Source organism: Collimonas fungivorans (assembly GCF_001584145.1).
GTDB classification, from domain to species: domain Bacteria; phylum Pseudomonadota; class Gammaproteobacteria; order Burkholderiales; family Burkholderiaceae_D; genus Collimonas; species Collimonas fungivorans.
Window position 1 is genome coordinate 1,449,058 of the sequence record NZ_CP013232.1, and the last position, 26,581, is coordinate 1,475,638.

Below are 26,581 nucleotides of genomic sequence, written 5' to 3' on the forward strand. Positions count from 1 at the left end.
TGCTGTCATATTATTATCTTATTATTGTTTTATTGCTGCTTTATTGTTATCCACGCTGCCTGGTTCATTGTGTTGTTTGTTGTTTATTTTCAATCGGATTCTTACGCCAAAAGGGCATTGCCATGACTAAAGTTGCTATTGTTTATCATTCCGGCTACGGCCATACCAAAAAACAGGCAGAAGCCGTGCATGCCGGAGTGTTGCGGGCCGAGGGCGCTGCACCTGAACTGATCGCCATCGATGCCGAAGGCAATCTCAGCGACGCAGCCTGGGCTTCGCTGGAAGCGGCCGATGCCATCATCTTTGGCACGCCAACATACATGGGCACCGTTTCCTGGCAGTTCAAGAAGTTTGCCGATACCTCGTCGAAGCAATGGTTCGGCCAGAAATGGAAGGACAAGGTGGCTGCCGGCTTTACCAATTCAGCGACGATGAATGGCGACAAGGGCACCACCATGAGTTATCTGATCACCTTCGCGATGCAGCACAGCATGGTCTGGGTCGGCACCGGCTTGATGCCGGCCAACAGCAAGGCCGCGCAACGTAACGACGTGAACTTTGTCGGCGGTTTCTCCGGCGCGCTGGCGCAAAGCCCGTCGGACTCTTCGCCGGAAGAAGGCCCTGCAGCCGGCGATCTTGAAACCGCCAAACAGTTTGGCAAGCGCGTTGCAGAGACCGCACAGAAATTCAAGAAGTAATTTTCCTGCAAGAGGGCGAATCCAGGTTCGCTCCAGAAAGTAAAAAGCCCGCTTGCGATTGCAACCGGGCTTTTTTTACTGGTTCAGTAGTTGCGTTCAGTAAGCGCCGGTGGCTTCTGTTGGAATCGCCGCGGCTTCCGGCAGGCAATGCGGACAGGACTTGCCTGCCACGTATTGCGGCGACAGTTGCTGGCGCGGCGTCACCACGGCGCGGCAAGCGTAGCATTGCACGGTGGCGGTTTCCTGCAGTTGCGGATTGAGCGCGGTGCGATAGTCGAACACAAAACAGTCGCCGTCGTAATGAGCGCCGCCGCATTCTTCGAAATACTTGAGGATCCCGCCTTCCAGCTGATAGACGCTGTCGTAGCCGATATTCTGCATGTGGATTGCGGCTTTCTCGCAGCGGATGCCGCCGGTACAGAAAGTGACGACAGTCTTGTCGGCCAGTTCGTCCTTGTGCGCAGCGATCACAGCCGGGAACTCACTGAATTTTTCGATGCGGTAATCGATCGTGTTTTCAAAGGTGCCGACGTCGACTTCAAATGCGTTGCGCGTATCCAGCATGACTACCGGCCGGCCTTTGTCGTCGTAGCCCTGGTCCAGCCAGCGCTTCAGCGTCTGTGCTTGCACCGCCGGAGCGCGGCCCAGCTCCGGCTTGATCAACGGATGTTTCATTGTGATGATTTCTGCTTTCAGCTTGACCAGCATGCGCGTGAAAGGCTGCTTTTCGGAATAACTTTCCTTCACCTCCAGGTCAGCGAAGCGTTCGTCGGCGCGCAGCCAGGCCAGGAACTGGTCGATTTGCTCACGCAGGCCGGCCAGGAACAGGTTGATTCCCTCCGGAGTAAGCAAAATCGTGCCCTTTAGTTGCAATTGCTTACAAATTGCAAGAAATTCCGGACGCTTTTGCTCTGCGTCTATGAAAGTGATGAATTTATAGGCGGCGATATTGACGTAGGGATGGCTGGACTGCATGGTGTATTTCTCGGTAAGTCGTTGATTTATCAGTATTATAAACGCCGGCTGCAGGATTGCCCAATTTTGCCCTTGGCGGGCGGGGCCTCAGGGTAAAATACCGGCCATGACGACACCGCAATTTATTCATCTCCGCCTCCACTCCGAGTATTCCATTGTCGATGGCCTGGTACGCATCGACGATGTCGTGAAAGCCGCTGCCGGCGACAAGCAGGCAGCACTTGGCATCTCCGACCTCGCCAATCTGTTCGGCATGGTCAAATTCTACAAAGCTGCGCGCGGCAAGGGCATCAAGCCGATCATCGGCTGCGATGTTTGGATCACCAATGACGACGATCGCGACAAGCCGTCGCGCTTGCTGCTGCTGGTCAAGAACCGCGGCGGTTATTTGCAGCTGTGTGAACTGCTGTCCCGGGCCTGGCTGGAAAACCTGCATCGCGGCCGCGCGGAAATCCGCGCCGAATGGCTGGCTGAACTGACGCAGCAGAGTGGCGGCAACGGCCTGATTGCCTTGTCCGGCGCCCATTTCGGCGACATCGGCATTGCCATCGATAATGGCAATACGGGATTGGCGGAACGTTGCATCGAGCGGTGGGCGGCGATTTTCCCGGACAATTTTTATGTCGAGATCCAGCGCGCCGACCAGCCCAACATGGAGGCGCACGTGCGCCAGGCGGTAGCGCTGGCGGCCAAGTTCAACGTGCCGGTGGTGGCTACGCATCCGATCCAGTTCCTGGATAAGGAAGAATTCATTGCGCATGAAGCCCGCACTTGTATCGCCGAAGGCGAAATGCTGGCGAATGCGCGCCGCGTACGCCGTTTCAACGACCAGCAGTCGTTCAAGACCCAGGCGGAAATGGCCGAGCTGTTCGCCGATATGCCGGCCGCGCTGCAGAATTCCATCGAAATCGCCAAGCGCTGCAACCTGACGCTGCAATTGGGCAAGCCGCAGTTGCCGGATTTCCCGACACCGGACGGCATGACCATCGGCGATTTCCTGATACAGCAGTCGCAGGAAGGCCTGGAGCTGCGCCTGCTGCATCTGTTCCCGGACGAAACGAAGCGCGAACAGCAGCGCCAACGCTACCAGGACCGGCTCAAATTTGAAACCGACACCATCATCAAGATGGGTTTTCCCGGCTACTTCCTGATCGTTGCCGAGTTTATCCGCTGGGCCAAGCAGAATGGCGTACCGGTCGGGCCGGGCCGGGGTTCGGGAGCAGGTTCGCTGGTCGCGTATTCGCTGCAGATCACCGATCTCGATCCGCTCAAATACAATCTGCTGTTCGAACGTTTCCTGAACCCTGAACGGGTATCGATGCCCGACTTCGATATCGATTTTTGCCAGGAAGGCCGCGATCGCGTCATCCAGCACGTCAAGGATCTCTACGGCAAGGATGCTGTATCGCAGATCGCCACCTTCGGCACCATGGCGGCCAAGGGCGCGATCCGCGACGTCGGGCGGGTGCTCGATTTTGGCTACAATTTCTGCGACGGCATTTCCAAGCTGATTCCGTTCAAGCCGGGCAAGCACGTAACGATTGCCGACGCCATCCAGGAAGAGCCGATGCTGGCCGAGCGGCTGGAGAACGAGGAAGAGGTCAAGCAGCTGCTCAACCTGGCGCAGCAAGTCGAAGGCATCGCGCGCAACATCGGCATGCATGCCGGCGGCGTGCTGATTGCGCCAGGCAAGCTCACCGACTTCTGTCCGCTATACACACAGGGCGGCGACGCCGGCGTGGTCTCGCAGTACGATAAAGACGACGTCGAAGCCGTCGGCCTGGTCAAGTTCGACTTTTTGGGTTTGACCACACTGACGATTCTTGACCGCGCAGTGCGCTACATCAAGCAGCTCGATCCGGCCATGGCTGATTTCAGCCTGGAAAAACTGCCGCTCAACGACCGGCCGTCGTATGAATTGCTGACCGCCGCTAAAACAGTGGCCGTGTTCCAGCTGGAAAGCCGCGGCATGCAAGGCATGCTGAAAGATGCGCGGCCCGACCGCTTCGAAGACATTATCGCGCTGGTGGCGTTGTACCGGCCGGGTCCGATGGACCTGATCCCGGACTTCTGCAAACGCAAGCACGGCGAGCGTTTCGACTATCCCGATCCGCGCACCGAAGGCATCTTGTCGGAAACCTACGGCATCATGGTGTACCAGGAGCAGGTGATGCAGATGGCGCAGGTGGTCGGCGGTTACTCGCTCGGCGGCGCGGATCTGCTGCGGCGGGCGATGGGTAAGAAAAAAGCGGAGGAGATGGCGGAGCATCGCCAGATTTTCCGCGACGGCGCCGCCAAGGACGGTTTGACCGAAGCCAAGGCCGACGAGATTTTCGACTTGATGGAAAAGTTCGCGGGCTACGGCTTCAACAAGTCGCACGCCGCCGCTTATGCATTGCTGTCTTATCACACCGCTTACCTGAAAGCACATCACCCCGCCGCGTTCATGGCAGCCAACTTGTCGCTGGCGATGGACGACACCGAAAAGATCAAGATCCTGGTGGAAGATTCGCTGACGGTGTGCAAGCTGACCTTGCTGCCGCCGGACATCAATCTGTCGGATTACCGTTTCACGCCGGAAGGCGAGCCGGGCAAGAAGGCGACGTTCATCCGCTACGGCCTTGGTGCGGTAAAAGGTTCGGGGCAGAACGCGATTGAAGCTATCATCGCGGCCCGCCAGGAAAAGCCGTTCGTCAACCTGTTCGATTTCTGCCTGCGGGTAGACAAGCGCCAGATCAATCGTCGCACCATCGAGTCGCTGATACGCGCCGGTGCGTTCGATTGTTTCAAGGTCGACCGCGGAATCCTGCTGGCTTCGGTGCCGCGCGCGATGGAAGCAGCAGACCAGAAACTGGCGTCCGCCAACCAGGTCAGCCTGTTTGGAGGCGACGACAGTGATCTTGAAGCGCCGATCGAATATGTGCAGGCGGCGCCATGGACTGACAAGCAAAAATTGACTGAAGAGAAGAGCGCGCTCGGTTTCTATCTGTCGGGCCATCTGTTCCATGCCTACGCCGCTGAAGCGCGCCGCTTCGCCCGCACTCCGCTCGGCAGCCTGGAACCGTCGCGCGAACCGCGCGTCCTGGCAGGCATCATCTCTGGCTTGCGGGCGCAAATGACACAGCGTGGAAAAATGATGATCGTGACGCTGGACGACGGCAGCGCGACTGTCGATGTCACTGTCTATAACGAGCAGTTTGAACCGAACAAGGCGTTTTTCAAGGAAGACGAATTCCTGGTGGTGCATGGCAAGGTGTCGGAAGATCGTTTCAACGGTGGTTTGCGGGTGTCGGCGGAGAGGGTGATGGATATTGCTACTGCGCGGATTCAGTACGGCCGCCAGATCGTGCTGTCCCTATCGTCGCTGTCACAGAAAATCGATGCGGCGCAGCTTAGGGACATGCTATCGTCGCATCGCTCAGAAACCGGCTTGCCCATGACGCTGCGCTATACCGGGGAAGGCATCGCTTGCGAAATATTATTCGGCAATGAGTGGAGAGTTTCGCCTAGCGATGGCCTGCAGCTCGCCCTGATAGAAAAGGTGGGACCGGAAGCGGTCGCTGTGGAATATTAAACTGATGCGATTTATCCGGCGCCGTCTCACCATTTAACTTAACCCCGGAGAAGAAATTTGTCCTATATCAAATGGCCTGTGATTCTGGCCATTCTGCTGTTTCCTGCTTTATCCATTGTGCTGCACAACGCTGGCAATGCCTGTTTATTCGTGCTTTTGATTTGCAGCATAGTCGCACTGATCCTGCGCTGCAAACCTATGGACATCGCGTTCAGTCAAGTGTTGAAAGACTATTGGCTGCTTCATCTTGCCATGGCTTCCTTGTTCATTGCAGTTATTCTCAATCAGCTTTCGCTTGGAATTTTTGACGCCAAGCAATATGATCGCGCGTTGCGCCTTGCCGTCTTTGCGCCTGTCTTTTGGATAGTAATGGCGGCACCCCTTAAATATCTGAAGTATGTGCAGTGGTCTTTCATTTGCGGAATCATTGCAGCAACGATCAAGATCTATCTGGTGACGGACGGAGGAATATCGCGGCCAGGCAATATCGGATTTCTGCTGATCATTGCTTTTTCTGACATTGCCCTGTTGCTTGGTTGTATGACACTGCTGTCGATCGGCTGGAACAATCGCCGCAATAAAATGATCATGGCCCTGAAATTCATCATTTTTATTGCCAGCCTGTACATCACCATTCTGGGACAGTCCAGAGGCACCTGGATAGCGATTCCTTTTTTCATGATTTTCGCAGTCCATTCCTGGAAAAGAATCCAGTTGCGCCATAAGTTGATGCTGACAATTTTCTCTCTTGTCGTGGTGGGATCCGTGTTTACTTTCAGTAGTACAGTGGAAACCAGGATGACGGAAGCTAAATCGGATATTTCTCTTTATCTGCATGGGAAAAATGTTGATACTTCGCTAGGTATCAGACTTCAGCTCTGGCGGGCATCCTGGGAACTGTTCAAGGAACGCCCGGTTTTTGGGATCGGACGGGAGAACTTCGGTATAGGTTTGGAAACCCTGTCTGCGCAAAACAAGATTAGTCCCCTCGCGGCATCTCTTGCACATTCTCACAATGAACTTTTGTTTAATCTGACCATCTTGGGGATATTCGGGCTACTGGCGAACTTGTCGATATATTGCGTGCCAGCGTATTATTTTTACAGGGAAATACATCACCCTGATAGGGACATTAGAGTGGCGGCAGGATTGGGGGGGCTCCTCTGTCTGGGCTTCTTTATCTTTGGCCTTACGGATCTGATGTTTTTCTGGACAGTTCTTGGCGGGTTTTATTGCATGAGCGTTGCGACATTCCTTGCGATCATACTTAAGCGCAAAAAAGAAATTAAGGCCGACTGACTGATGAGCTCATCTTCCTATACAACTTATTTCAAACGCCTGGCGATACTACACCGGCCGTACAAAAAGCGTCTGTTTCTGGGACTGCTCGGGATGGTGGTAACTGCGGCAACAGAGCCGCTGGTTGCTTATATTTTCAAGATTTTGCTGGATAACGGTTTTGTTCAAAAGCCGACTTTTCCGCTGTGGTTGGTGCCGGTTGCCGTGATCGGTGCATTTGTAGCACGCGGTGCGTCAACCTTCTTGACGACATACATGACTAATTGGGTTTCCACCCGGGTATTGAATACCTTGCGGCAGCAAATGTTCAACCGCATCTTGCAGGTATCAATCGATTTTCATGGCACCCATACAGTGGGCCGAGTGATCAATTCGATCATGTTTGAAGTACAGCAGATCATAGAAATGATCAGCAAGCTGTTTACATCGATTGTGCGCTGCGTCCTGACAGTAGCTGGTTTGCTAGGTTACATGCTGTTTATTAGTTGGAAGCTAACGATTGTCGCGCTGGTGTTGATGCCCCTGATGATCATGGTAGTACGGACGACTGCCAAGCGCCTGAAAAAACTCAACAAGGATTCGTTGGACGTTAATGCCCAGTTGACTCAGGTAATAGAAGAAACCACGCGCGCGCAGCAGGTCATCAAGGTGTTTGGCGGCGAAGCCTATGAAAAGAGACGGTTCGAAGAATCAGCCGAGCATATCCGCCACTACAGCATGCGTATGACTGCGACCTTCGCGGCTACCGTACCCGTTACGCAAATCATGATGGCTTGCGCCATGTCTGCGATGATCACGATGGGGCTGGTGCAAGCAAGTCACGGACAGCTGACCGCAGGCGATTTCGTGTCATTCCTGGCGGCGATGATCGCCCTGCAAGTCCCTCTCAAACAGCTGGCTGAAGTGAACGGTCCGCTGCAGCGAGGCATGGCCGCGGCAGAAGCCGTATTTAAGCTGATCGATAGTCCGGTCGAACGCACCGGAGGCGTACAGTTGGACAAACGCGCAAACGGGAAAATCGAATTTTCCAATGTCGGCTTTTCATATCCGGGCCAGGAAAAGCCCGCGTTAAAAGGCATCAACCTGAGTGTCAAGCCTGGTGAAACCATCGCCTTCGTGGGGATGTCGGGCGGCGGAAAATCCACACTGGTGAACTTGATTCCCGGATTTTATTCGACGACTGAAGGCCGCATCCTGCTGGATGACTTGCCTATCGAAGACATCTCCCTGGAGAGCCTGCGAGCTCAGATAGCCATGGTTAGCCAGAATGTCGTGCTGTTCAACGACACTATCGCTGCCAATATCGCCTATGGCGACAGCGCGCCAGACCAGGTACGGATTGAAGCCGCCGCCAAAGCTGCTTACCTGGTCGAGATGATCGCCGCTTTGCCTGACGGTTACGAAACGCAGATCGGCGACAACGGTTCGCGCTTGTCCGGCGGCCAACGCCAGCGGCTGGCAATGGCGCGCGCTATCTACAAGGACGCTCCTATTCTGATTCTGGACGAAGCGACTTCGGCGCTGGACACCGAGTCGGAACGGGCAGTGCAAGCGGCGCTCGACCAGCTGATGCAGGGCCGTACCACTTTCGTGATTGCGCACAGGCTCTCGACTATCGAGCGCGCCAGCCGCATTGTCGTGCTCTCGAACGGTAGCGTTGTTGAAATCGGCAGCCACGATGAGTTGCTGAGCAAGCAGGGCGCATACGCAAATTTATATCATCTCCAGTTTTCCAAGGACGCGGTGAATGTAGAGATGTAGTGGATGGGATCTCAGGCTGATTGCTTGGGATCGCAGGCCTGCTTCCGCTGAAAATATCGTCCGAGAGAAATCACAAGAAAATCCCATGACAGATCAACTCGTTCCAGCCGAAATATTAAAGAAAACAGATAAGATCCTGTTCATCGCCCATCTTGCCCTCGGCGATTTTACTTACCTGCAGAATTGTTTCCAGGCCTTTGCGCAAGCCTTCCCGCATATCAAGATCCATATATGGGTGGATGAAGTGCGCCGCACCAAGAACACCGCAGCATGGCCCTTCCTGAAGAAATATGCCTTGTATGATTGGCTGGCGGAATGTCCTTTTGTCGCCAAGATCTACCAGCAGACCTATAGTCCCACCCTGTTTGAAGAATCGATCGTAGAGGCGCAAAAACAGCAATATCCGCTGGTGGTGTCGCTGTCGACCTTGAGGCCGCCCATGTATGCGACGCTGGCGCGCCAGATCAGTCCGCAAGGTTTTGTAGCCGGGATGAAAAAACCGGCCGGCATCCTCGCGCTACATAAGCGCCTGGCTTACCGCAAACTGGATGCCGCTTTTGATCCTGACCGGGTGGCGCCGCGGGGAGTGCATATCAGCGATGTATATGCGGCCTGGTTCAATCGTTTGTTCGGCATGGACAGCGCAGCATCGTCACGCCAGCCTTTCGTGCGCATCCCGGAACAATGGAGCCGGCACGCGCAGGAACAGCTGAAGCTTTGGGGTTTTGACCGCGACCGCCGGCAATCCGCCAATCCGGCCAAGCTGGTTTTCATCAATCCCTACGCCAAGACCCGCAAGCGTTGCTGGCCGCTGGAACGGGTGGTCGAACTGGTGGCGGCGATAAGAGCGCAAGACAGCTGGAAAGACACCCGTTTTATCGTCAACGTGGTGCCGGAAGAAATGGCGCAAGCCAGGACATTCTTCGACGGCCACGCGGTTGAGCGCTTGCAGCTGTTCAGTGCGCAGGAGAATTTTTTCCAGCTGCCGGCAATGCTGCGCGAGTGCGACCTGATCATCTCGGTTGAAACCGCGGTAATGCACTTGGCGAACGCAGTGCAAGTGCCTGTGATTGCGTTGATGCGCCAGAAAAATCCGGAATGGGCGCCGATCGATAAAGAGAACAGTATCGTGATCACCGCTGCAAACCGCCGAGACTGGGTGAAAGCGATTACGGTGGCTCAGGTGATCGCGGTTCTTAATCAGAAATAGCGGAAACAGCCAGGCTGGAGGATTTTTCCGCCAGCGTTTCTTGCCGCCATCGCAAAACGATCTCGGCGACACTTTCAGGGGTGATGTTTTCCATGCAGGCGCAAGTCGCGGCCTGGCTATCCTTGCAACCAGCGCAGCTGATCGGCAGGGACAGGGCTTGCGCCCGTTTCCCCAGCGGCGCCCAGCGCCCTGGATGCATCGGGCGCGTCGGCGGAAACAAGCCGAGCGTGCGCTGGCCCAGCGCGGCAGAGATATGGAGCGGACCGGTGCCGCTTGCAATCAAGCCGTCGGCGGCATTAATCAGCGAGCTGAGCTGGTCTAAGGTGTACTTGCCGCACAGGTTGCCTACATTCTGCAATTCCAGCAATTCCTCGGCGTGCTCGGCTAGCCACTGTCCTTCGGCGGCACTGCCGGTCAGCCACAGATGGGTATCCGGGTATTGGCTCAACTGCCGGGCAAGCGCCGCGTAGTGCTTGATGGGCCACTCGCGCCCATGTCCGTTCGATTTTGTATGAAGGATCAGATTGAAGCGATATGGCTGGAGCAGCTGGTTTATTTCGGGATTCTGCGGGACGTCGAAATCGTAGAGGGCTGAAATGACAGGCAGTTCGGGGATCGTGTCAAAGCCGAACGGGCGCAGGAATTCAAAATTGAATTGCGCTTCATGATGCTCGGAATTCCCTTTCTTGAATCGTACCCGGCGGTTGCAATACAGCATCTGATACAGCTTATGGCGCGCGTTGCCGATACGGTTGCGGATGCGGGCTTTGAACGCTATGACCGCAAGGCGTTTGTTCGGCTGCGCCAATATGATGGTGTCGACGTTGGCGTGAGCGAAATAGGCGGGAGGATCCAGCAGGAAACTTTCCAGTTCCACTACCTCATCTATGCTCCGGCATTGCTTGACGACCGGTGCGGCATAAGCCCGGCACAGAAAACTGATTTTCAGGGCCGGATATTGCTGCTTCAGAAAAGCGGCGATGGGTAATGTCAGGATAACGTCGCCGATATTATCGGTGCGGCATATCAAGAGATGAGAGCTGGTTATTGCCATTGTTGGATCGGTTAAGGCTATGTAAACGATGAGTTGCAGAAATTATAACCGGCCGCCTGGATGGCCGGTGGGGTTCTCACTTTTTGTTACTTTTCGCACATATTTACCTGGCGGAAAGGTATTTCATGTACCACTTGAAACTGTCCAGCACCTGGCCGCGTTTCATCAGGAAACGGGAATACATCCTCATCTCTTTATAGTTCCTTGGCGCCGGATCGAGCGCCAGGTCCGCCCAGGGAGAAAGCGCCTGGTATTTCACGAACAACTCGGTGGAGGCATGTAAACACCAGTCGTTCCAGGGTTTCACCGCGCCGGCGAAATGGATGAAGACGACCGGGCCGATGTCGCGCATCTGGCGCTTGTCCTTTTCCAGGTCATGGATCAGGTCGTAGAGGAAATTCCATTTCCTGTCGATGTAGCGGATCTTTCCTTCCAGAACCACATTGAGCGCATCCTGGTCGGGAAATCTGTACTCCTTGCCGTTTTCCAGGATGGCGAGAATGGTCTTCTCGGTGATTTCCTGCGTTATCCAGTTCTCGACATGCATGTACATCACGCCAGAGTTGAAATATTTCTGCGACGACAGCTGCAGGGCGGCGCAGCGTCTTCTGGTGGTTTCATCCGCGTCTGGTACAACAATCGCCGCGCTGTCGCCGAAATCCATGGCCGTCAACTCGGCCATGCTGCCGACGCACAGGATATCCGCATCCAGGTAAAGCACCTTGTCGCACATGCCGCGCAGGGTCGACGGGATCAGCAGGCGAGTGAAGATGGTAGGCGAATAGTAGGAGAACTGCGAGATGTGCGCGAACGGCTTGAATACTTCCGGATCGATAATGTGCACGTGCGTCTTGAGCTGGTACATCTGCTCCAGCTGCTTGAAGCGCTTGCGGTTGTCTTCGGACAGCGCAAAGGCAAACACATGGAAGGTGAAAGTCACGCCAGGACTATTGGCGATGATGGAGGCGATCGTCGCTCCCATGCTGCGGCAATAGTGGTCGTCGACGCAGAAGGCGATATGGAAAGAATCGTCAGCGGCCGCAGGGAATGTCGGTGAAGGGTTATTCATGTAAACCTTACATAAGGATGATGTCGTACTGCTCCTGCGGATAAACCGTTTCCACCTGCAGGGAAATCGGTTTACGGATGAAGTCGCCTAGCATCGCCAGATGCTGGGATTCTTCTTCGAGGAACATGTCGACCACCACCTGCGACGCCAGGATGCGGAATTCGCGCGGATTGAACTGCTTGGCTTCGCGCAAGACTTCGCGCAAGATTTCATAACAAATGGTGCGCGCGGTCTTGACCTGGCCTTTGCCGTTGCAGGCGGGGCAGGGCTCGCACAAGATATGCGCGAGCGATTCGCGAGTGCGCTTGCGGGTCATTTCCACCAGGCCCAGTGCGGAGAATTCGGATACCGATTTTTTGGTGCGGTCGCGCAGCAGGGCCTTGTGCAGCTCGGCCAGCACGGCGCTCTTGTGCTCGCCGTTTTCCATGTCGATGAAATCGAGGATGATGATGCCGCCCAGGTTGCGCAGCCTGAGCTGGCGAGCGATGGCGTGCGCCGCTTCCAGGTTGGTCTTGAAAATCGTATCGTCGAAATTGCGGCCGTTGACGAAGCTGCCGGTGTTGACGTCGATGGTGGTCATGGCTTCGGTCTGGTCGACGATCAGGTAGCCGCCGGACTTGAGCGGCACGCGGCGGCTCAATGCTTCCTGGATTTCTTCTTCGACGCCGTACAGGTCGAACAAGGGCCGTTCGCCGGTGTAATGCATCAGCCGCGCGGTGACGGACGGCGTATAGGTGGCAGCGAACTCCTGCAGTTTCTGGAAATTCTCGCGCGAGTCGACCTGGATGGTGGTGGTTTCGTCGTTGACGAAATCGCGCAGCACGCGCTGCGCCAGGCTCAGGTCCTGGTGCAGCAAGGTAGGCGCCGGTTTGCTTTTCGCCAGCTGGGTGATGGACGACCAGGTCTTGCGCAGATACTCGATATCCATCTGCAGGTCGGCCTCGGAAGCGTCTTCGGCCATGGTGCGGATGATGAAGCCGCCTTTTTCTTCCGGCGGCAGCAGCTTTTGCACTTTGTCTTTCAACAGTTCGCGCTCGGCTTCGTTTTCAATCCGCTGCGAAATGCCGATATGGCGGTCTTGCGGCAGGTACACCAGCATGCGGCCGGCGATCGAAATCTGGGTCGACAAGCGGGCGCCCTTGGTGCCGATCGGATCTTTCACCACTTGCACGGTCAGCGACTGGCCGTCGAACAGCATTTTTTCAATCGGCGTTTGCTGGGCAGCCTGGCCATCGTGGGCGCGGGTTTCCCAGATGTCGGCGACGTGCAGGAAGGCGGCACGCTCCAGTCCGATATCGATGAATGCCGATTGCATGCCGGGCAACACCCGGACCACTTTGCCCAGATAGATATTGCCGGCCAGGCCGCGCGACAAGGTGCGCTCGATGTGCAGTTCCTGCACCGCGCCCTGGAAAATCAGGGCGACGCGGGTTTCCTGGGGGGTGATGTTGACGAGGATGTCTTCGCTCATAAAATGCGGATGCCTGCCTGTTGTAATAGTTGCGCGGTTTCAAAAAGGGGCAAGCCCATGATGCCTGAATGGCTGCCGCGTATGCTTTCGATGAAAATCGCCGCCGGTCCCTGGATGCCGTAAGCGCCGGCCTTGTCGTAAGGCTCGCTGGTATCGCAGTAGGCTTCGATCATGGCCTCGGTCAGCTCCTGGAGTAAGACATCCGAAACCTGCGTGAGTTGCCAGGATTGTTCGCCATGGATGACGGCGATGCTGGTAAGGACCTGGTGGCTGCGTCCCGACAAGCGCCGCAGCATGGCGCTGGCTTCGGCTTTGTCGGCCGGCTTGCCGAGAATCTGGCCGTCGATGGTGACCGTGGTGTCGGCGGCCAGGATGGGCCGCACCGGCAGGCTGCGCCAAACCATCATCTGCTGCGCGGCGCGGGCTTTTTCCATGGTCACCCTGGCGACATAGGCTTGCGGCGCTTCGTGAGGCAGGACTTCCTCGCTGACATCGGGGCCGCGCGGAGTCTGATCGCGTAGCAGCAGCAATTCGAATGCGACGCCGATCTGTCGCAGCAGCTCCCGCCGGCGCGGGCTTTTTGAGGCAAGGTAGATTTTCTGGTAAGGATTTTTCATTGCTGGCGGCTGCGGCGGATACGTCGTCTGATAATTCCAGCGATTATTGCAGAGTTAGCTGCGGATTGGGGGCATATCGAGGACTTATTGGGGTGCAATTATCAGCGATCAAATTCGGGAACAATCAAACCCGGTGATACGGATGATTCTGGGTAATCGACCAGGCCCGGTAGAGCTGTTCCGCCAGCAGCACCCTGACCATGCCGTGCGGCAGCGTCAGGCTGGAAATGCGCAGCAGGCTGTCGGCGCCAGCCTTGAATTCGGGATCCAGGCCGTCGGCGCCGCCGATGATGAAGGCGACATCGCGCCCGTCGCGCTGCCATTGGGTCAGCTGCTGCGATAACTGGACGCTGGTAAGGTCTTTGCCGCGCTCATCGAGGGCGACGATGCGCACGCCTTTCGGCAGCACCGCTTCGATCCGGCTGCGCTCCAGCGCCATGGCGGTTTCCGCGGTCTTGCTGCCGGAACGTTCGACCGGCTTGATTTCCTTGAGGACGATGCGGCAGTCCGGCGGCATGCGTTTCGCATACTCGCCGAATCCGCTTTCTATCCATGCCGGCATTTTATGGCCGACCGCAGCGATGATGAGCTGCATGGGGGGAGGCTAGGGATGCAGCAGCTTATTCAGCTGCTTTTTTGGCCGGAGCACGCTTGACGGCCGGTTTCTTGGCCGGGGCCTTTTTTGGCGCCGCAGTCTTCTTCGGCGGGATCGAACTCTTCGACGGCGCTACCTTGATGGTTTTGCCGACGGCTTTCTTGGCGCCGTCGGTCTTGACCGGTTTCTTGCGCGCAGGAGCTTTTTTCGGTGTTTCCTCTTCCGGCTTCAATGCCTGCGAAGTAGTCAGGTGGCGCGAAATCTTCTTCGGCTCTTCTTCTTCAGCTGCGGTGCGGGTCGAAATTCGTTTGGCGGCGCCGAACTTGACTTCCTTGTCGCCCCAGATCTCTTCCAGGCGGTAATAAGCGCGGATCGCCGGCTGCATGATGTGGACTACCATGTCGCCCATGTCGACCAGCACCCATTCGCCGGTGTCTTCACCTTCGACGCTGAGGATGGTGCCGCCGTTTTCCTTGACCTTGTCGCGCACCGAGGCGGCCAGCGCCTTGGTCTGGCGGTTGGAGGTGCCGGAAGCAATTGCGATGCGGTCGAACAGGCCTGTCAGGTGGACCGTGTCGTAGACGCGGATGTCCTGGGCTTTGACGTCTTCGAGTGCATCGATGACGAGACTTTGTAGTTTTTTGATATCCATTTAATTCTTATAGAGATGATGTTGTTCAATATAGTCCAGTACTGCTGCCGGGACCAGCGTGTCGGGTCGTTTTGCATTGTGCAGCGCGGCACGAATTTCTGTTGCCGAAATGTCTACAGCCAGGTTTTTCGCCAGGTAGGTCAAGCCGTGCGCGCTCTGGCGGATCTGTTCCGGGGTGGCGGCGCGGCGTGTGAATTCGCGCGTAACCTCGGCTGGAACCTGCGATTCGTCCATGGCAAACCCGGGCCGCGAAGCAACGCCCAGATGGGCATAGTCAAACAGGCGGTCCCAGCCTTGCCAGCTGTTCAAGTGCTGCAGCTGGTCGGCCCCCATCAGGAACACGATAGAAGCCTGCGGCCCCAGTTCAGCGCGCAAGGCTTGCAGCGTATCTATCGTATACGTCGCGGTTTGCCGCCGGATTTCCTGCTGGTCTATGACCAAGGGCACGCTTTGCTGGCTGAATGCGCGCTCCACCATCGCCACCCGCTGTTCCGGCGTGGCTTCCAGCCCGTGCTTCTGCCATGGGTTGCCGGCAGGAATCACCCGCAATTCGTCCGGCGCCAGCAAGGTCACAAAGTACTTCGCCAGCGCGACATGGCCATTATGGACCGGATCGAAACTGCCGCCGAGCACTGCAATACATGGCCGGGACTGGCCCTCAGGGCGAGCAAGCTGGCTAGGTATCATAGGGGAGCTGCCCATCACACCCACTCGCGATGGATCAGAAAATCGGTGTACAGCTTGGCTTCCGGGCTTCCTGCCGCCGGTTGCCAGTCGTAACGCCACTTGACCACGGGCGGCATCGACATCAGGATGGACTCGGTGCGTCCCCCGGATTGCAGACCGAACAAAGTGCCGCGATCATACACTAAATTGAACTCGACATAGCGGCCGCGGCGATATGCCTGGAAATCGCGCTCGGTTTCGCCGTAGGGAATATCCTTACGGCGCGCCAGGATCGGGGTATATGCCGGGATGAAGGCATTGCCGACGCTTTGCATCATGGCGAAGCTCTGTTCGAAGCCAAGCTGGTTGAAATCGTCGAAGAAAATGCCGCCGACGCCGCGCGGTTCCTTGCGGTGCTTCAGGTAGAAGTAGTCGTCGCACCATTGCTTGAAGCGCGGATACAGTTTCTGCTCGGCGCCGCTGTCGAAAGGGGCGAGGGCGTCGCGGCAGCTGCGGTGGAAGTGTTCGACGTCTTCCGTAAAACCGTAATATGGCGTCAGGTCGATGCCACCGCCGAACCACCAGACCGGTTCCTGGCCTTCCGCGCTGGCGATGAAAAAACGTACGTTCATGTGCACGGTAGGCGCAAACGGATTACGCGGATGCATCACCAGCGACACGCCCATCGCTTCCCACTGGCGGCCGGCCAGCTCGGGACGGTTGGCGGCGGCCGACGGCGGCAGGCTCTTGCCCATCACATGCGAAAAGCCGACGCCACCGCGTTCCAGTACATTGCCTTCTTCGATGACGCGCGAATTGCCGCCGCCGCCCTCGGGGCGTTGCCATTGGTCGCTGCCGAACTGCTTGCCGTCGATCTGCTCCAGTGCTGCGATGATGCGCGCCTGCAGGTCGAGCAGATAGGATTTGACGGCGCTGGCCGGATTGCCGGCGGTGATGTTTGAGCTCATCGGGAATGGGAGTGGTGCCTGCGCTAACGGGGGTAGGGTGGACAGGTTTTTCTGCCCACGCGGTGTGTGTCGGCATGACGTTCCGCGTGGGCACAAGTGCCCACCCTACATTTTATATGCCAGACAGTGCCGGTTATCTGATCAGGCATGCTTCTTCAATGCCCGCCAGCCGATGTCGCGGCGGAATTGCGCACCGTCGAAATGAATCGCATCGATCACGTTGTAGGCCTGCTTCTGCGCCATCTTGACGCTGTCGCCCAAGCCGACCACGCACAGCACGCGACCGCCGGAAGTGGTCAGGCGCTCGCCGTTCAGGGTGGTGCCGGCATGGAAGGTCACGGTGTCGACTGTCTCGGCGGGAATCCCGGTAATCAGGTCGTCCTTGCGCGGAGCGTCGGGATAACCGGCAGCGGCCATCACTACGCCGAGCGCGGTGCGGCGGTCCCATTCCAGTTCGATCGTATCCAGCGTGCCGTTGACGGCGTGTTCCATCACCGTCAGCAAGTCGGTTTTGAGGCGCGCCATGATGGGTTGGGTTTCCGGATCGCCCATGCGGCAATTGAATTCCAGCGTTTTCGGGTTGCCCTTGTCGTCGATCATCAGGCCGGCGTATAAAAAGCCGCTGAACGGAATGCCGTCCTTGGCCATGCCTTGCACGGTGGGCGTGATGATTTCGCGCATGACGCGGGCGTGCAGCGCCGGCGTGACGATAGGCGCCGGCGAATAAGCGCCCATGCCGCCGGTGTTCGGGCCCTGGTCGTCGTCCTTGAGGCGTTTATGGTCCTGGCTGGTGGCCAGCGGCAGGATATGCTTGCCGTCGACCATGACGATGAAGCTGGCTTCCTCGCCGGCCAGGAATTCCTCGATCACCACCCGTGCGCCGGCATCGCCGAGGCGGTTGTCGGACAGCATCATGTCGACCGCGCCGTGCGCCTCTTCGATGGTCATGGCGACCACCACGCCCTTGCCGGCAGCCAGGCCGTCGGCCTTGATGACGATAGGAGCGCCTTTCTGGTGGATGTACTGGTGGGCGGCGCTGACATCCGAGAAGGTCTGGTATTCAGCGGTCGGGATATGGTGCCGCTGCATGAACGACTTGGCGAAATCCTTGGAGCTTTCCAATTGCGCCGCTTCCCGCGTCGGTCCGAAAATCTTCAGGCCGCGATTGCGGAAAATATTCACGATACCGGCCGCCAGCGGGGTTTCCGGGCCGACCACGGTGAGCGCGACATGTTCGCGCTCGACAAAATCGGCCAGCGCGGCCGGATCGGTGATGTTGATGTTTTCCAGGCGCTGGTCGAGCGCCGTGCCGCCGTTGCCAGGCGCGACGAAGACCGTTTGTATGCGCGGGGATTGGGCGATTTTCCACGCCAAGGCATGCTCGCGGCCGCCAGAGCCCACTACCAGAATTTTCATATGAGTCCGTGTATCAGTCTTCGATTACAGCATTGCTATAGATTTCTTGCACGTCGTCCAGGTTTTCCAGGGCGTCGAGCAGCTTTTGCATCTTGATCGCATCGTCGCCGGCGAACACGGTTTCGGTCGCAGGTTTCATGATGATTTCCGCCATCTCGGCCTTGAAGCCGGATTTTTCCAGTGCTTGCTTGAGCGCGGCAAAGTCGTGCGGGCCGGAAATGACCTCGATGCCGCCTTCGTCATCGGTAATGACGTCCTCGGCGCCGGCTTCCAGCGCCGCTTCCATCAAGGCATCTTCATCGGTGCCAGGCGCGAACAGCAACTGGCCGCAATGCTTGAACATGAAGGCCACCGAACCTTCGGTGCCCATGTTGCCGCCGAACTTGGAAAACGCATGGCGCACTTCGGCTACGGTACGGATTCTGTTGTCAGTCATGCAATCGACAATGATGGCGGCGCCATTGATGCCGTAGCCTTCGTAGCGCACCTCTTCATAGTTGACGCCTTCCAGGCCGCCGCTGCCGCGCTGGATGGCGCGGGTTACGTTATCCTTCGGCATATTGGCGTCGGACGCCTTGTCGACCGCCAGCCGCAGGCGCGGGTTGGCGTCGATGTCGCCGCCGCCCATGCGGGCCGCAACCGTGATTTCCTTGATCAGGCGAGTCCAGATTTTTCCGCGCTTGGCATCGGTGGCGGCCTTCTTGTGCTTAATATTGGCCCATTTGCTGTGTCCAGCCATGATGGTTCTTTCTTGCTTGAGTTAGCTATAATCAAAGCGCAATTTTACCATATTGCACTTTCTTGAAATCCATTGAAATCCACTTAAAACGTCTGCCAAACCATGTCAAATCCTCTCCTGATTGCCAAAAACGCCCAGCACGACCTGGCGCTCCTGCCTGCACTGGTGAACCGCCATGGCTGCATCACCGGCGCTACCGGCACCGGCAAGACTGTTACCTTGCAGGTGATTGCGCAAGCGCTGTCGGACAGCGGCGTGCCGGTTTTCATGGCGGACGTCAAGGGCGACCTGTCCGGCATGGCCAAGGCCGGCGCGGCGTCGGACAAGCTCAAGCAGCGCCTGCAGACGCTCGGCATGGCCGAGCCGCAGTGGGCCGCTACGCCCGTGACTTTCTGGGATGTGTATGGAGTGCAGGGGCATCCGGTGCGGGCCACCATCTCTGACATGGGGCCTTTGCTGCTGGCACGCATGCTTAACCTGAACGATACGCAGCAGGGCGTGCTGCAGCTGGTGTTCAAGATTGCCGACGACAATGGCTTGCTGCTGCTGGACCTGAAGGATCTGCGGGCGATGCTGCAGCATGTCGGCGATAACGCCGCCAGCTTCCAGACCGAATACGGCAATATTTCCGCTGCCAGCATCGGCGCCATCCAGCGCGGCCTGATCGGCATCGGCGAGCAGGGCGGAGAGCAATTCTTCGGCGAGCCGATGCTCAACATCGACGACTTGATCCAGACCGACGGCAACGGCAAGGGCGTGGTGAACATCCTGGCGGCCGACAAGCTGATGAATGCGCCGCGCCTGTATTCGACCTTCCTGCTGTGGATGCTGTCGGAACTGTTCGAACACCTGCCGGAAGTCGGCGACCTGGAAAAACCGAAGCTGGTGTTTTTCTTCGACGAAGCCCACCTGCTGTTCAGCGAAGCACCCAAACCTCTGCTGCAAAAAATCGAACAGGTGGTGCGCCTGATCCGCTCCAAGGGCGTCGGCGTGTTCTTCGTCACGCAAAACCCGCTGGATATCCCCGACACCGTGCTCGGCCAGCTCGGCAACCGCGTGCAGCATGCGCTGCGGGCGTATACCCCGCGCGACCAAAAGGCAGTGCAGGCCGCTGCCGATACCTTCCGCGCCAATCCCGAATTGAATACCGCGCAGATCATCAGCGAACTCGGCGTCGGCGAAGCGCTGGTCTCTTTCCTCGACGAGAAGGGGCGCCCGAACATTGTCGAACGCGCCTTCATCCTGCCGCCGGCATCGCAGATCGGACCGGTCAGCGACGACGAACGCAAGCAGCTGATCGCGGCGTCGATCGTCGCCGGCGTATATGAAACCGCGGTCGATCGCGAATCCGCGTATGAAAAACTGAAAGGGCGCGTTGCCGCCGCTCCGGCCGGCAAAGATGGCGCCGACGCCGCTGCGGACACTGCAGGCAGCGCCGGCGGCAGCTCGTGGGGCAGCGTGCTGGGCGGACTGCTCGGCGGCGGCTCCGGACGCAAAGACAGCGTGGTGCAGGCGGTGGTCAAATCCGCTGCGCGCACCATCGGATCGCAGGTCGGGCGCGAGCTGATACGCGGCGTGCTGGGATCTTTGCTGAAAAAGAAGTAAAAAATAAGCGAGATTCGCCATCACCGACGATCGCGTTTTCGGGCAACGGCAGGAGGCAGCGTTTTTCCTATCCATTGCCTTAGCAACGCGATCTTCACATACCCATTACAATTCAATCATGGGCAAGCAATGAGCGGTAAGTTACAGCCTGGCAGTCGCCAGATTTTTCTTGGCGGCTTGGCAATTGCAGTTGCCGGCGCGGTCCTGTTTTCTGCCAAGGCGATCGTCGCCAAGCTGATCTATCGCTATCAGGTCGATGCCGTGTTGCTGATTACGTTTCGCATGCTGTTCGCCTTGCCCCTGTTTGCCGCAGTGGCTTTGTGGAAGGCGCGCAGCGAAGCGCCGTTGTCGAACCAGGACCGGATGCGGATCGTGGTGCTGGGATTGATCGGGTATTACCTGTCGAGTTTTCTTGATTTCCTCGGCTTGCAGTATATTTCCGCCGGACTGGAGCGCCTGATTCTGTTCTTGACGCCCTCGTTCGTGCTGTTGATGTCGTTCCTGTTTTACCGGCGCCGGGTCAGCTGGATGGAGTGGGCGGCCCTGCTGATTTCTTACCTGGGCACGGTGCTGGTGTTCCTGCACGATGTGCGCCTGGGGGGATCGAATGTCGGCCTCGGCAGTGCGCTGGTGCTGGGAGCGGCAATCAGTTATGCGCTGTACCTGATGCTCTCCGGGGAGCTGGTGAGCCGGGTCGGGGCGATGCGGCTGGTGGCGTATGCGATGTGTGTATCGTGCGCTGCCTGTATTGTGCAGTTCCTGCTGTTGCGGCCGTGGCCGATCCTGTTGCAGCAGCCGGCGGCCGTATATGGCTTGTCGGTCGTCAATGCCATGTTTTGCACTGTGCTGCCGGTATTTTTGACTATGGTCGCGGTGGCTCGCATCGGCCCGGCGACTGCGGCGCAGGCCGGCATGGTAGGACCGGTTTCCACCCTGTTTCTGGGGGCATTGATTTTGGCGGAACCGATTACGGCGATTCAGCTGACCGGTACCGGACTGGTGTTGGCGGGTATTTATCTGATTTCAAAAAAGAAATCATAGGGATTGAAAACAGTAATAACAATTAAAAAAGCGGCAGTTTGGCGCAATATTTGGAGGTGAAAGCAATCATGGTAAAAGCAATCAGGATGTCGCGGACCGGTGGCCCGGAAGTGATGGAATATGTCGACGTCGAAGTCGGTGACCCAGGACCGGGCGAAGTGCGGATAAAGCATGTCGCCTGCGGTCTGAATTTTATCGACGTCTACTTCCGCAGCGGCTTGTACCCACAGCCCTTGCCGGGCGGACTGGGGCAGGAAGCGGCCGGCGTGATCGAAGCGGTCGGCGCCGGCGTGCAACACGTCAAGGTGGGTGACCGCGTGTCATACGCCACCCGCCCCAATGGCGCTTATTCCGAGGCGCGTGTGATGCCTGCCGCGTTCCTGGTCAAATTGCCTGACTCCATCAGTTTCGATACCGCCGCCGCGATGACTTTGCAGGGCTTGACGGTGCAATACCTGTTCCGGCGCACCTTCCCTTTGCGCGGCGGCGAAACCATCTTGTTCCATGCTGCTGCCGGCGGCGTCGGCCTGATCGCCAGCCAGTGGGCCAAGGCGCTGGGCGTGACCATGATAGGCACCGTCAGTTCGGACGAAAAAGCGGCATTGGCGAAGGCAGCGGGCTGCGCCCATGTGATCAATTACAAGACCGAAAATTTCGTCGAGCGTGTACGTGAGATCACCGGCGGCAAAGGCGTGCCGGTGGTCTACGATTCGATCGGCAAGGATACTTTCATCGGTTCGCTGGACAGCCTGGCGCCGCTTGGCACCATGGTCAGTTTTGGCAATGCTTCCGGCGCGGTGCCGCCGTTCAGCCTGAACGAGCTGGCGTCGCGCGGTTCGCTGACCATCACCCGGCCTTCGCTGCCGAGCTATATCGCCAGCCGCGCCGACCTCGATGCGGCTGCAGCGGACCTGTTCCAGATGGTGGACAGCAAAAAGATCACGATTGAAATCAACCAGCGTTATGCCCTGAAAGACGTGGCGCAGGCGCATATTGACCTGGAGTCGCGCAAGACCACCGGCTCTACCATCCTGATCCCCTGAGGCATGCATGAATGATCCCTTGGAACAGCAGCCGGATGTGCAGAATCCGATGAATCATCCGGAAGAGCAGCCCAGCGGCAGCGACGGCTCGCCCAAGTTCGGCCGCCTGCTGATAGTACTGGTGCTGGCAGTCATCCTGATCGGTTTCATCACGTTTGCCAGCGAATGGTTTTATAGCTGACCCGGCATCCAATAAAAAAAGGCCTGTGGTCCCCAGGGAGCACAGGCCTTTTTTCGTTTTTCCGTAAATCTGCAGGCTTTTATTTCTGGTCTTCGACTTTCAGCTCAACCTGGTGCGGCACGCCGCTTTTTCCCGGGAAATCGGTAAATGCGCTGCGCACCAGGTATGGCATCACGGCCGGCAAGGAATTCATCTTGCCTTCGCTGGTTACCGTGACGTCATACAGCTTCTGGCCGCCGGCGGCGCGCGTGATCACAATGTTCAGGCGGCGCTGGAACAGCTGGAAGTTGTATTCGCGCTGGCCCACCACTTGCGGTGCGTACCAGAACGGATCGTAGAACGGGCTGTAGAACCCTGGACGGCCAAAGCCGTAAGGTCCGTAAGGGCCGTACCACATGGGATCCGCCACCACCGGCTCGACCACATGGACGTCGCGCGCGGCAATGCCGTAATTAAGCGCGACCTTCAGTTGCGGCGAGCCGCCGTCGGCCTGCACAAATCCCAGGCGCTGCAGTTCGGTCCGCACCAGGTTCTCGTAATTTCGGTATTCCAGGTCATTCTCATGTGCCGCCGTATGTTCGAACACATAGGATTTGTTCGGCAGATCGGCCGGCCATTCGTTGAAAGCGGTGACGTCGCTGCGGATGACCGTGGCACAACCGCCCAGCAGCAATGTGAATGCGGCCAAACAGAGAGTGATGATGCGTTTCATTGTGATTCCTCTTGGTGGGGGATTGCAGGCCGCTCCAGTGGCTTGCCTGTTTGGCAGTACCTGGCGCCGGCAGCTGGACTGTCACCATTCTAGCCAAGTCTTCATAGTGCTGCTCTATCGCTTGTCGCTGCCTGTCAGCGGAAGAGCAGGGTTTGCAGGCTGGCGCATCAAAATGGTGTATTTATGTTAATTTTAAACGAATTCCGGCAGCAGGGCTTTGTTTGCAATTTGCTACCGGTAACTTGCCTGCCGGCCGGCAATCCGCTGCAAATTGCATGATGCTTTGCGCTTTGATTGGTAGAATCACAGTCTGCCCCAATTATTGAGACTGACCAGCCACGTTATTAAGCAGGCCGCCAAGCGATCCTTGGCAGACCGGCTTAGTTGCCGACTGTAGTTACCAACCATAGTTATCAACCGTCGTTATCAACCGTCACTCCACACCATCCTATGCGCACAGATACCTCCGCCACGCCAACTACCGTTCTTCGTAAGGATTACACCGTTCCCGCCTTCCTGGTCGACACCGTCGACATGGGCTTCGACCTTGATCCGGCAGCCACTCGTATCGCCACCCGCATCACAATGCGGCGCAATCCGGCCAGCGGCAGCAAGGAAATCGTCCTGTTCGGCGAAGAGCTGGAACTGGTGCAACTGCGCCTCAACGGCAAACAATTGAAACCCGGCCAGTACCAGCTGGAGGCCGGCAAGCTGCGCATTGCCTCGGCGCCGGCCAAGGTGGTGCTGGAAATCGAAACGCTGACCAGCCCGGAAAAAAATACTTCGCTGATGGGTTTGTACGTATCCAACGGCAATTTCTTCACCCAGTGCGAAGCGGAAGGTTTCCGCAAGATCACCTATTTCCCCGACCGTCCCGACGTGATGGCCAAATACACCGTGATGCTGCGCGCCGACAAGAAGAAATATCCGGTGCTGCTGTCGAACGGCAACCTGATCGAAGAAGGCGACCTGGCGGATGGCCGCCACTACGCCAAGTGGGAAGACCCGTTCAAGAAACCGTCCTACCTGTTCGCGCTGGTGGCCGGCAATCTGGTCTGCCAGGAACAAAAATACACGCTGAAATCCGGCCGCGAAGTCTTGCTGCAGGTATGGGTCGAAGACGGTAACCTGGACAAGACCCAGCACGCCATGGATTCCCTGATCAACAGCATCCGCTGGGATGAGGAGCGCTTCGGCCTGGAGCTCGACCTGGACCGCTTCATGATCGTCGCCGTCGGCGATTTCAACATGGGTGCGATGGAAAACAAGGGCTTGAACATATTCAACACCAAGTATGTCCTGGCCAATCCGCGCATTGCTACCGATGTCGACTACGCCAATATCGAAGCCGTGGTCGGCCACGAATATTTCCATAACTGGACCGGTAACCGCGTCACCTGCCGCGACTGGTTCCAGCTGTCCCTGAAAGAGGGGCTGACCGTATTCCGCGACCAGGAATTTTCGGCGGACATGGTCGGCACCGACAGCGGCCGCGCCGTCAAGCGCATCGACGACGTGCGCGTCTTGCGCCAGGCTCAGTTTCCCGAAGATGCTGGCCCGATGGCGCACTCGGTGCGGCCGGACTCCTATGTCGAAATCAATAATTTCTATACCGTCACGATTTATGAAAAGGGCGCCGAAGTGGTGCGCATGTACCAGACCCTGTTCGGCCGCGACGGTTTCCGCAAAGGCATGGACCTGTACTTCGAGCGGCACGACGGGCAAGCGGTCGAGTGCGACGATTTCCGCGCCGCGATGGTGGACGCCAACGGCCGCGACCTGAGCCAGTTCGAACGCTGGTACAGCCAGGCCGGCACGCCGCGGGTGCAAGTGCAGAGCAAGTACGACGCCGCCAAGAAAACCTATGAACTGACGCTGACGCAGACTTGTGCGCCGACACCGGGCCAGGCCAAGAAGCTGCCATTCCATATCCCGGTTGCAGTCGGCCTGCTCGACAGCAAGGGCAAGGACATGCCGCTGCGTTTGCAGGCGGACGGCAAGGGCAAAGGCGGTGCCGAAACTACTCGGGTGCTGGAACTGACCAAAGCCGAACAGACCTTCCGTTTTGCCGATGTCGCCGAACAGCCGGTGCCGTCCATCCTGCGCAATTTTTCAGCGCCGGTGGTGCTGGACGTCGAATACAACGACGCCGAGCTGGCTTTCCTGCTGGCGCATGACAGCGATCCGTTCAATCGCTGGGAAGCCGGCCAGCGCCTCGCTACGCGCAGCTTGCTGGTGCTGACCACGGCAGTCCAGGATGCGTCGCAAGCGGGCCATGTGGTGGCGCTGCAAGACGTCCTCAACAACGCCGCCTCCAACAGCGGCGCCCTGGGCGAGGCATTCGGCCTGATACTCAACGATGCAGCGCTCGACGCCGCCTTCCGCGAGCTGGCCTTGACGCTGCCGTCGGAAACGCTGTTGGCGGAGCAGACCGAGGTGATCGACCCGCAAGCAATCCACACATCGCGTCAGTACCTGCGCGGCAAACTGGGGCAGGCGCTCAAGGACGATCTGCTGGCGGCCTACCACGCCAACCAGACGCCGGGCCTGTATAGCCCGGATGCGGAAGCGTCCGGCAAACGCGCGTTGAAGAACGTCGCCTTGTCGTACCTGATCCAGGCCGACGACGAAGCTGCGCACGCACTGGCCCAGCAACAATACGACAACGCCAACAACATGACCGACCGCCTGGCCGCGCTGGTTGCGCTGACCAACAGCAGTGCGCCGGGCAAGGCTGCCGCCCTGGAAAAATTCTACGAGGATTTCGCGCAGGAAGCACTGGTCATCGACAAATGGTTCGCCTTGCAAGCCACTGCCTACACTGCCGATGTCGCGGCGATCCGCGCCTTGTCGGAACATCCTGCTTTCACGCTGAAAAATCCGAACCGTGCACGCAGTCTGATTTTCAGTTTCTGCAGCGGCAATCCGGTGAATTTCCACGCGGTCGACGGCAGCGGCTACGAGTTCTGGGCCGACCAGGTGATCGCGCTCAACGCTGTCAATCCGCAAGTGGCGGCGCGCCTGGCTCGCAGCCTGGACCGCTGGCGCAAATATGCGCCGGCGCTGCAGGAAAAAATGCGCGCGGCCTTGCAGCGTGTCGCGGCGGCGCCTAACTTATCGAAGGACGTACTGGAAGTCATCGGCAAGGCACTCGCCAATTGATTTTTGCAATTTCACTACCGATGGCGGGTTTGTTCCCGCGATCGGCAGCGAATAAGCTGTGAAGCGCCACAAC

At 57.8% G+C, this 26,581-nt stretch carries 22 protein-coding genes; 10 read left to right on the forward strand and 12 right to left on the reverse strand.

The window, feature by feature from the left end:
- Nucleotides 1-122: 122 nt before the first annotated feature.
- The gene (locus tag CFter6_RS06260; RefSeq protein ID WP_061539192.1) at nucleotides 123-698 is read left to right on the forward strand and encodes a flavodoxin family protein; all 576 of its coding nucleotides are present in this window, start codon (nucleotides 123-125) and stop codon (nucleotides 696-698) included.
- 96 nt (nucleotides 699-794) lie between these two features.
- Here the strand turns inward: CFter6_RS06260 and CFter6_RS06265 are convergent, their stop codons facing one another.
- Nucleotides 795-1,673 carry a sulfurtransferase gene (locus CFter6_RS06265; RefSeq protein WP_061539193.1) on the reverse strand — a complete coding sequence of 293 codons (879 nt, stop codon included), beginning with the start codon at nucleotides 1,671-1,673 and terminating at the stop codon, nucleotides 795-797.
- Between the two features lie 106 nt (nucleotides 1,674-1,779).
- Between CFter6_RS06265 and dnaE the strand changes: the two genes are divergently transcribed.
- The 4 genes from dnaE to CFter6_RS06285 all read left to right on the forward strand — a co-directional run bounded on the left by dnaE (nucleotide 1,780) and on the right by CFter6_RS06285 (nucleotide 9,517).
- Entirely contained in the window at nucleotides 1,780-5,247 is a 3,468-nt protein-coding gene (gene dnaE / locus CFter6_RS06270) for a DNA polymerase III subunit alpha (RefSeq protein ID WP_061539194.1), read from the forward strand.
- A 57-nt stretch (nucleotides 5,248-5,304) separates the two neighbouring features.
- Nucleotides 5,305-6,546 (forward strand): O-antigen ligase family protein, encoded by a 1,242-nt coding sequence (locus tag CFter6_RS06275; RefSeq protein ID WP_061539195.1) that lies wholly within the window; start codon nucleotides 5,305-5,307, stop codon nucleotides 6,544-6,546.
- 3 nt (nucleotides 6,547-6,549) lie between these two features.
- The gene (msbA, locus tag CFter6_RS06280; RefSeq protein WP_061539196.1) at nucleotides 6,550-8,307 is read left to right on the forward strand and encodes a lipid A export permease/ATP-binding protein MsbA; all 1,758 of its coding nucleotides are present in this window, start codon (nucleotides 6,550-6,552) and stop codon (nucleotides 8,305-8,307) included.
- Nucleotides 8,308-8,392: 85 nt separating this feature from the next.
- Nucleotides 8,393-9,517: a glycosyltransferase family 9 protein gene (locus CFter6_RS06285; protein WP_061539197.1), complete on the forward strand. Its 1,125-nt coding sequence runs from the start codon at nucleotides 8,393-8,395 to the stop codon at nucleotides 9,515-9,517.
- Here CFter6_RS06285 and CFter6_RS06290 read toward each other — a convergent pair.
- The 10 genes from CFter6_RS06290 to CFter6_RS06335 form a co-directional block, all read right to left on the reverse strand.
- On the reverse strand, nucleotides 9,504-10,394 hold the full coding sequence (locus CFter6_RS06290; protein WP_335340306.1) for a glycosyltransferase family 9 protein: 891 nt from the start codon (nucleotides 10,392-10,394) through the stop codon (nucleotides 9,504-9,506). The genes CFter6_RS06285 and CFter6_RS06290 overlap by 14 nt on opposite strands.
- Before the next feature lie 280 nt (nucleotides 10,395-10,674).
- Nucleotides 10,675-11,640 carry a glycosyltransferase family 8 protein gene (locus CFter6_RS06295; RefSeq protein WP_061539199.1) on the reverse strand — a complete coding sequence of 322 codons (966 nt, stop codon included), beginning with the start codon at nucleotides 11,638-11,640 and terminating at the stop codon, nucleotides 10,675-10,677.
- Between the two features lie 7 nt (nucleotides 11,641-11,647).
- Nucleotides 11,648-13,111: a ribonuclease G gene (gene rng, locus CFter6_RS06300; protein WP_061539200.1), complete on the reverse strand. Its 1,464-nt coding sequence runs from the start codon at nucleotides 13,109-13,111 to the stop codon at nucleotides 11,648-11,650.
- Nucleotides 13,108-13,728, reverse strand: a complete 621-nt coding sequence (locus CFter6_RS06305) for a Maf family protein (RefSeq protein WP_061539201.1) — start codon at nucleotides 13,726-13,728, stop codon at nucleotides 13,108-13,110. Before CFter6_RS06305 ends, rng begins: the two co-directional genes overlap by 4 nt.
- 124 nt (nucleotides 13,729-13,852) lie before the next feature.
- Nucleotides 13,853-14,323, reverse strand: a complete 471-nt coding sequence (gene rlmH, locus CFter6_RS06310; protein ID WP_014005034.1) for a 23S rRNA (pseudouridine(1915)-N(3))-methyltransferase RlmH — start codon at nucleotides 14,321-14,323, stop codon at nucleotides 13,853-13,855.
- 25 nt (nucleotides 14,324-14,348) lie between these two features.
- Complete coding sequence (rsfS, locus tag CFter6_RS06315) at nucleotides 14,349-14,975, reverse strand: ribosome silencing factor (protein WP_061539202.1); 627 nt, start codon at nucleotides 14,973-14,975, stop codon at nucleotides 14,349-14,351.
- Nucleotides 14,976-15,677: a nicotinate-nucleotide adenylyltransferase gene (locus CFter6_RS06320; protein WP_236904558.1), complete on the reverse strand. Its 702-nt coding sequence runs from the start codon at nucleotides 15,675-15,677 to the stop codon at nucleotides 14,976-14,978.
- On the reverse strand, nucleotides 15,677-16,609 hold the full coding sequence (gene hemF, locus CFter6_RS06325) for an oxygen-dependent coproporphyrinogen oxidase (RefSeq protein ID WP_061539204.1): 933 nt from the start codon (nucleotides 16,607-16,609) through the stop codon (nucleotides 15,677-15,679). The genes CFter6_RS06320 and hemF overlap by 1 nt, the downstream gene beginning before the upstream one ends.
- A 141-nt stretch (nucleotides 16,610-16,750) precedes the next feature.
- Nucleotides 16,751-18,025: a phosphoribosylamine--glycine ligase gene (gene purD / locus CFter6_RS06330; RefSeq protein ID WP_061539205.1), complete on the reverse strand. Its 1,275-nt coding sequence runs from the start codon at nucleotides 18,023-18,025 to the stop codon at nucleotides 16,751-16,753.
- Nucleotides 18,026-18,038: 13 nt separating this feature from the next.
- Entirely contained in the window at nucleotides 18,039-18,764 is a 726-nt protein-coding gene (locus CFter6_RS06335; protein ID WP_061539206.1) for a YebC/PmpR family DNA-binding transcriptional regulator, read from the reverse strand.
- Nucleotides 18,765-18,866: 102 nt separating this feature from the next.
- On the opposite strand from CFter6_RS06335, the gene CFter6_RS06340 reads away from it, so the two are divergent.
- The 4 genes from CFter6_RS06340 to CFter6_RS25950 all read left to right on the forward strand — a co-directional run bounded on the left by CFter6_RS06340 (nucleotide 18,867) and on the right by CFter6_RS25950 (nucleotide 22,634).
- The gene (locus CFter6_RS06340) at nucleotides 18,867-20,369 is read left to right on the forward strand and encodes a helicase HerA-like C-terminal domain-containing protein (protein ID WP_061539207.1); all 1,503 of its coding nucleotides are present in this window, start codon (nucleotides 18,867-18,869) and stop codon (nucleotides 20,367-20,369) included.
- A 129-nt stretch (nucleotides 20,370-20,498) separates the two neighbouring features.
- Complete coding sequence (locus CFter6_RS06345) at nucleotides 20,499-21,410, forward strand: DMT family transporter (protein ID WP_061539208.1); 912 nt, start codon at nucleotides 20,499-20,501, stop codon at nucleotides 21,408-21,410.
- 68 nt (nucleotides 21,411-21,478) lie between these two features.
- A complete protein-coding gene (locus CFter6_RS06350; RefSeq protein WP_061542239.1) occupies nucleotides 21,479-22,453 on the forward strand; it encodes a quinone oxidoreductase family protein in 975 nt (324 codons plus the stop codon).
- Nucleotides 22,454-22,460: 7 nt separating this feature from the next.
- Entirely contained in the window at nucleotides 22,461-22,634 is a 174-nt protein-coding gene (locus CFter6_RS25950; protein ID WP_167351365.1) for a hypothetical protein, read from the forward strand.
- Nucleotides 22,635-22,713: 79 nt separating this feature from the next.
- On the opposite strand, the gene CFter6_RS06355 is transcribed toward CFter6_RS25950, so the two are convergent.
- Nucleotides 22,714-23,346, reverse strand: coding sequence for a DUF4136 domain-containing protein (locus CFter6_RS06355; RefSeq protein WP_061539209.1), 633 nt, complete (start codon nucleotides 23,344-23,346; stop codon nucleotides 22,714-22,716).
- Between the two features lie 450 nt (nucleotides 23,347-23,796).
- Between CFter6_RS06355 and pepN the strand changes: the two genes are divergently transcribed.
- The gene (gene pepN / locus CFter6_RS06360) at nucleotides 23,797-26,508 is read left to right on the forward strand and encodes an aminopeptidase N (protein WP_061539210.1); all 2,712 of its coding nucleotides are present in this window, start codon (nucleotides 23,797-23,799) and stop codon (nucleotides 26,506-26,508) included.
- The last annotated feature ends 73 nt before the right edge of the window (nucleotides 26,509-26,581 follow it).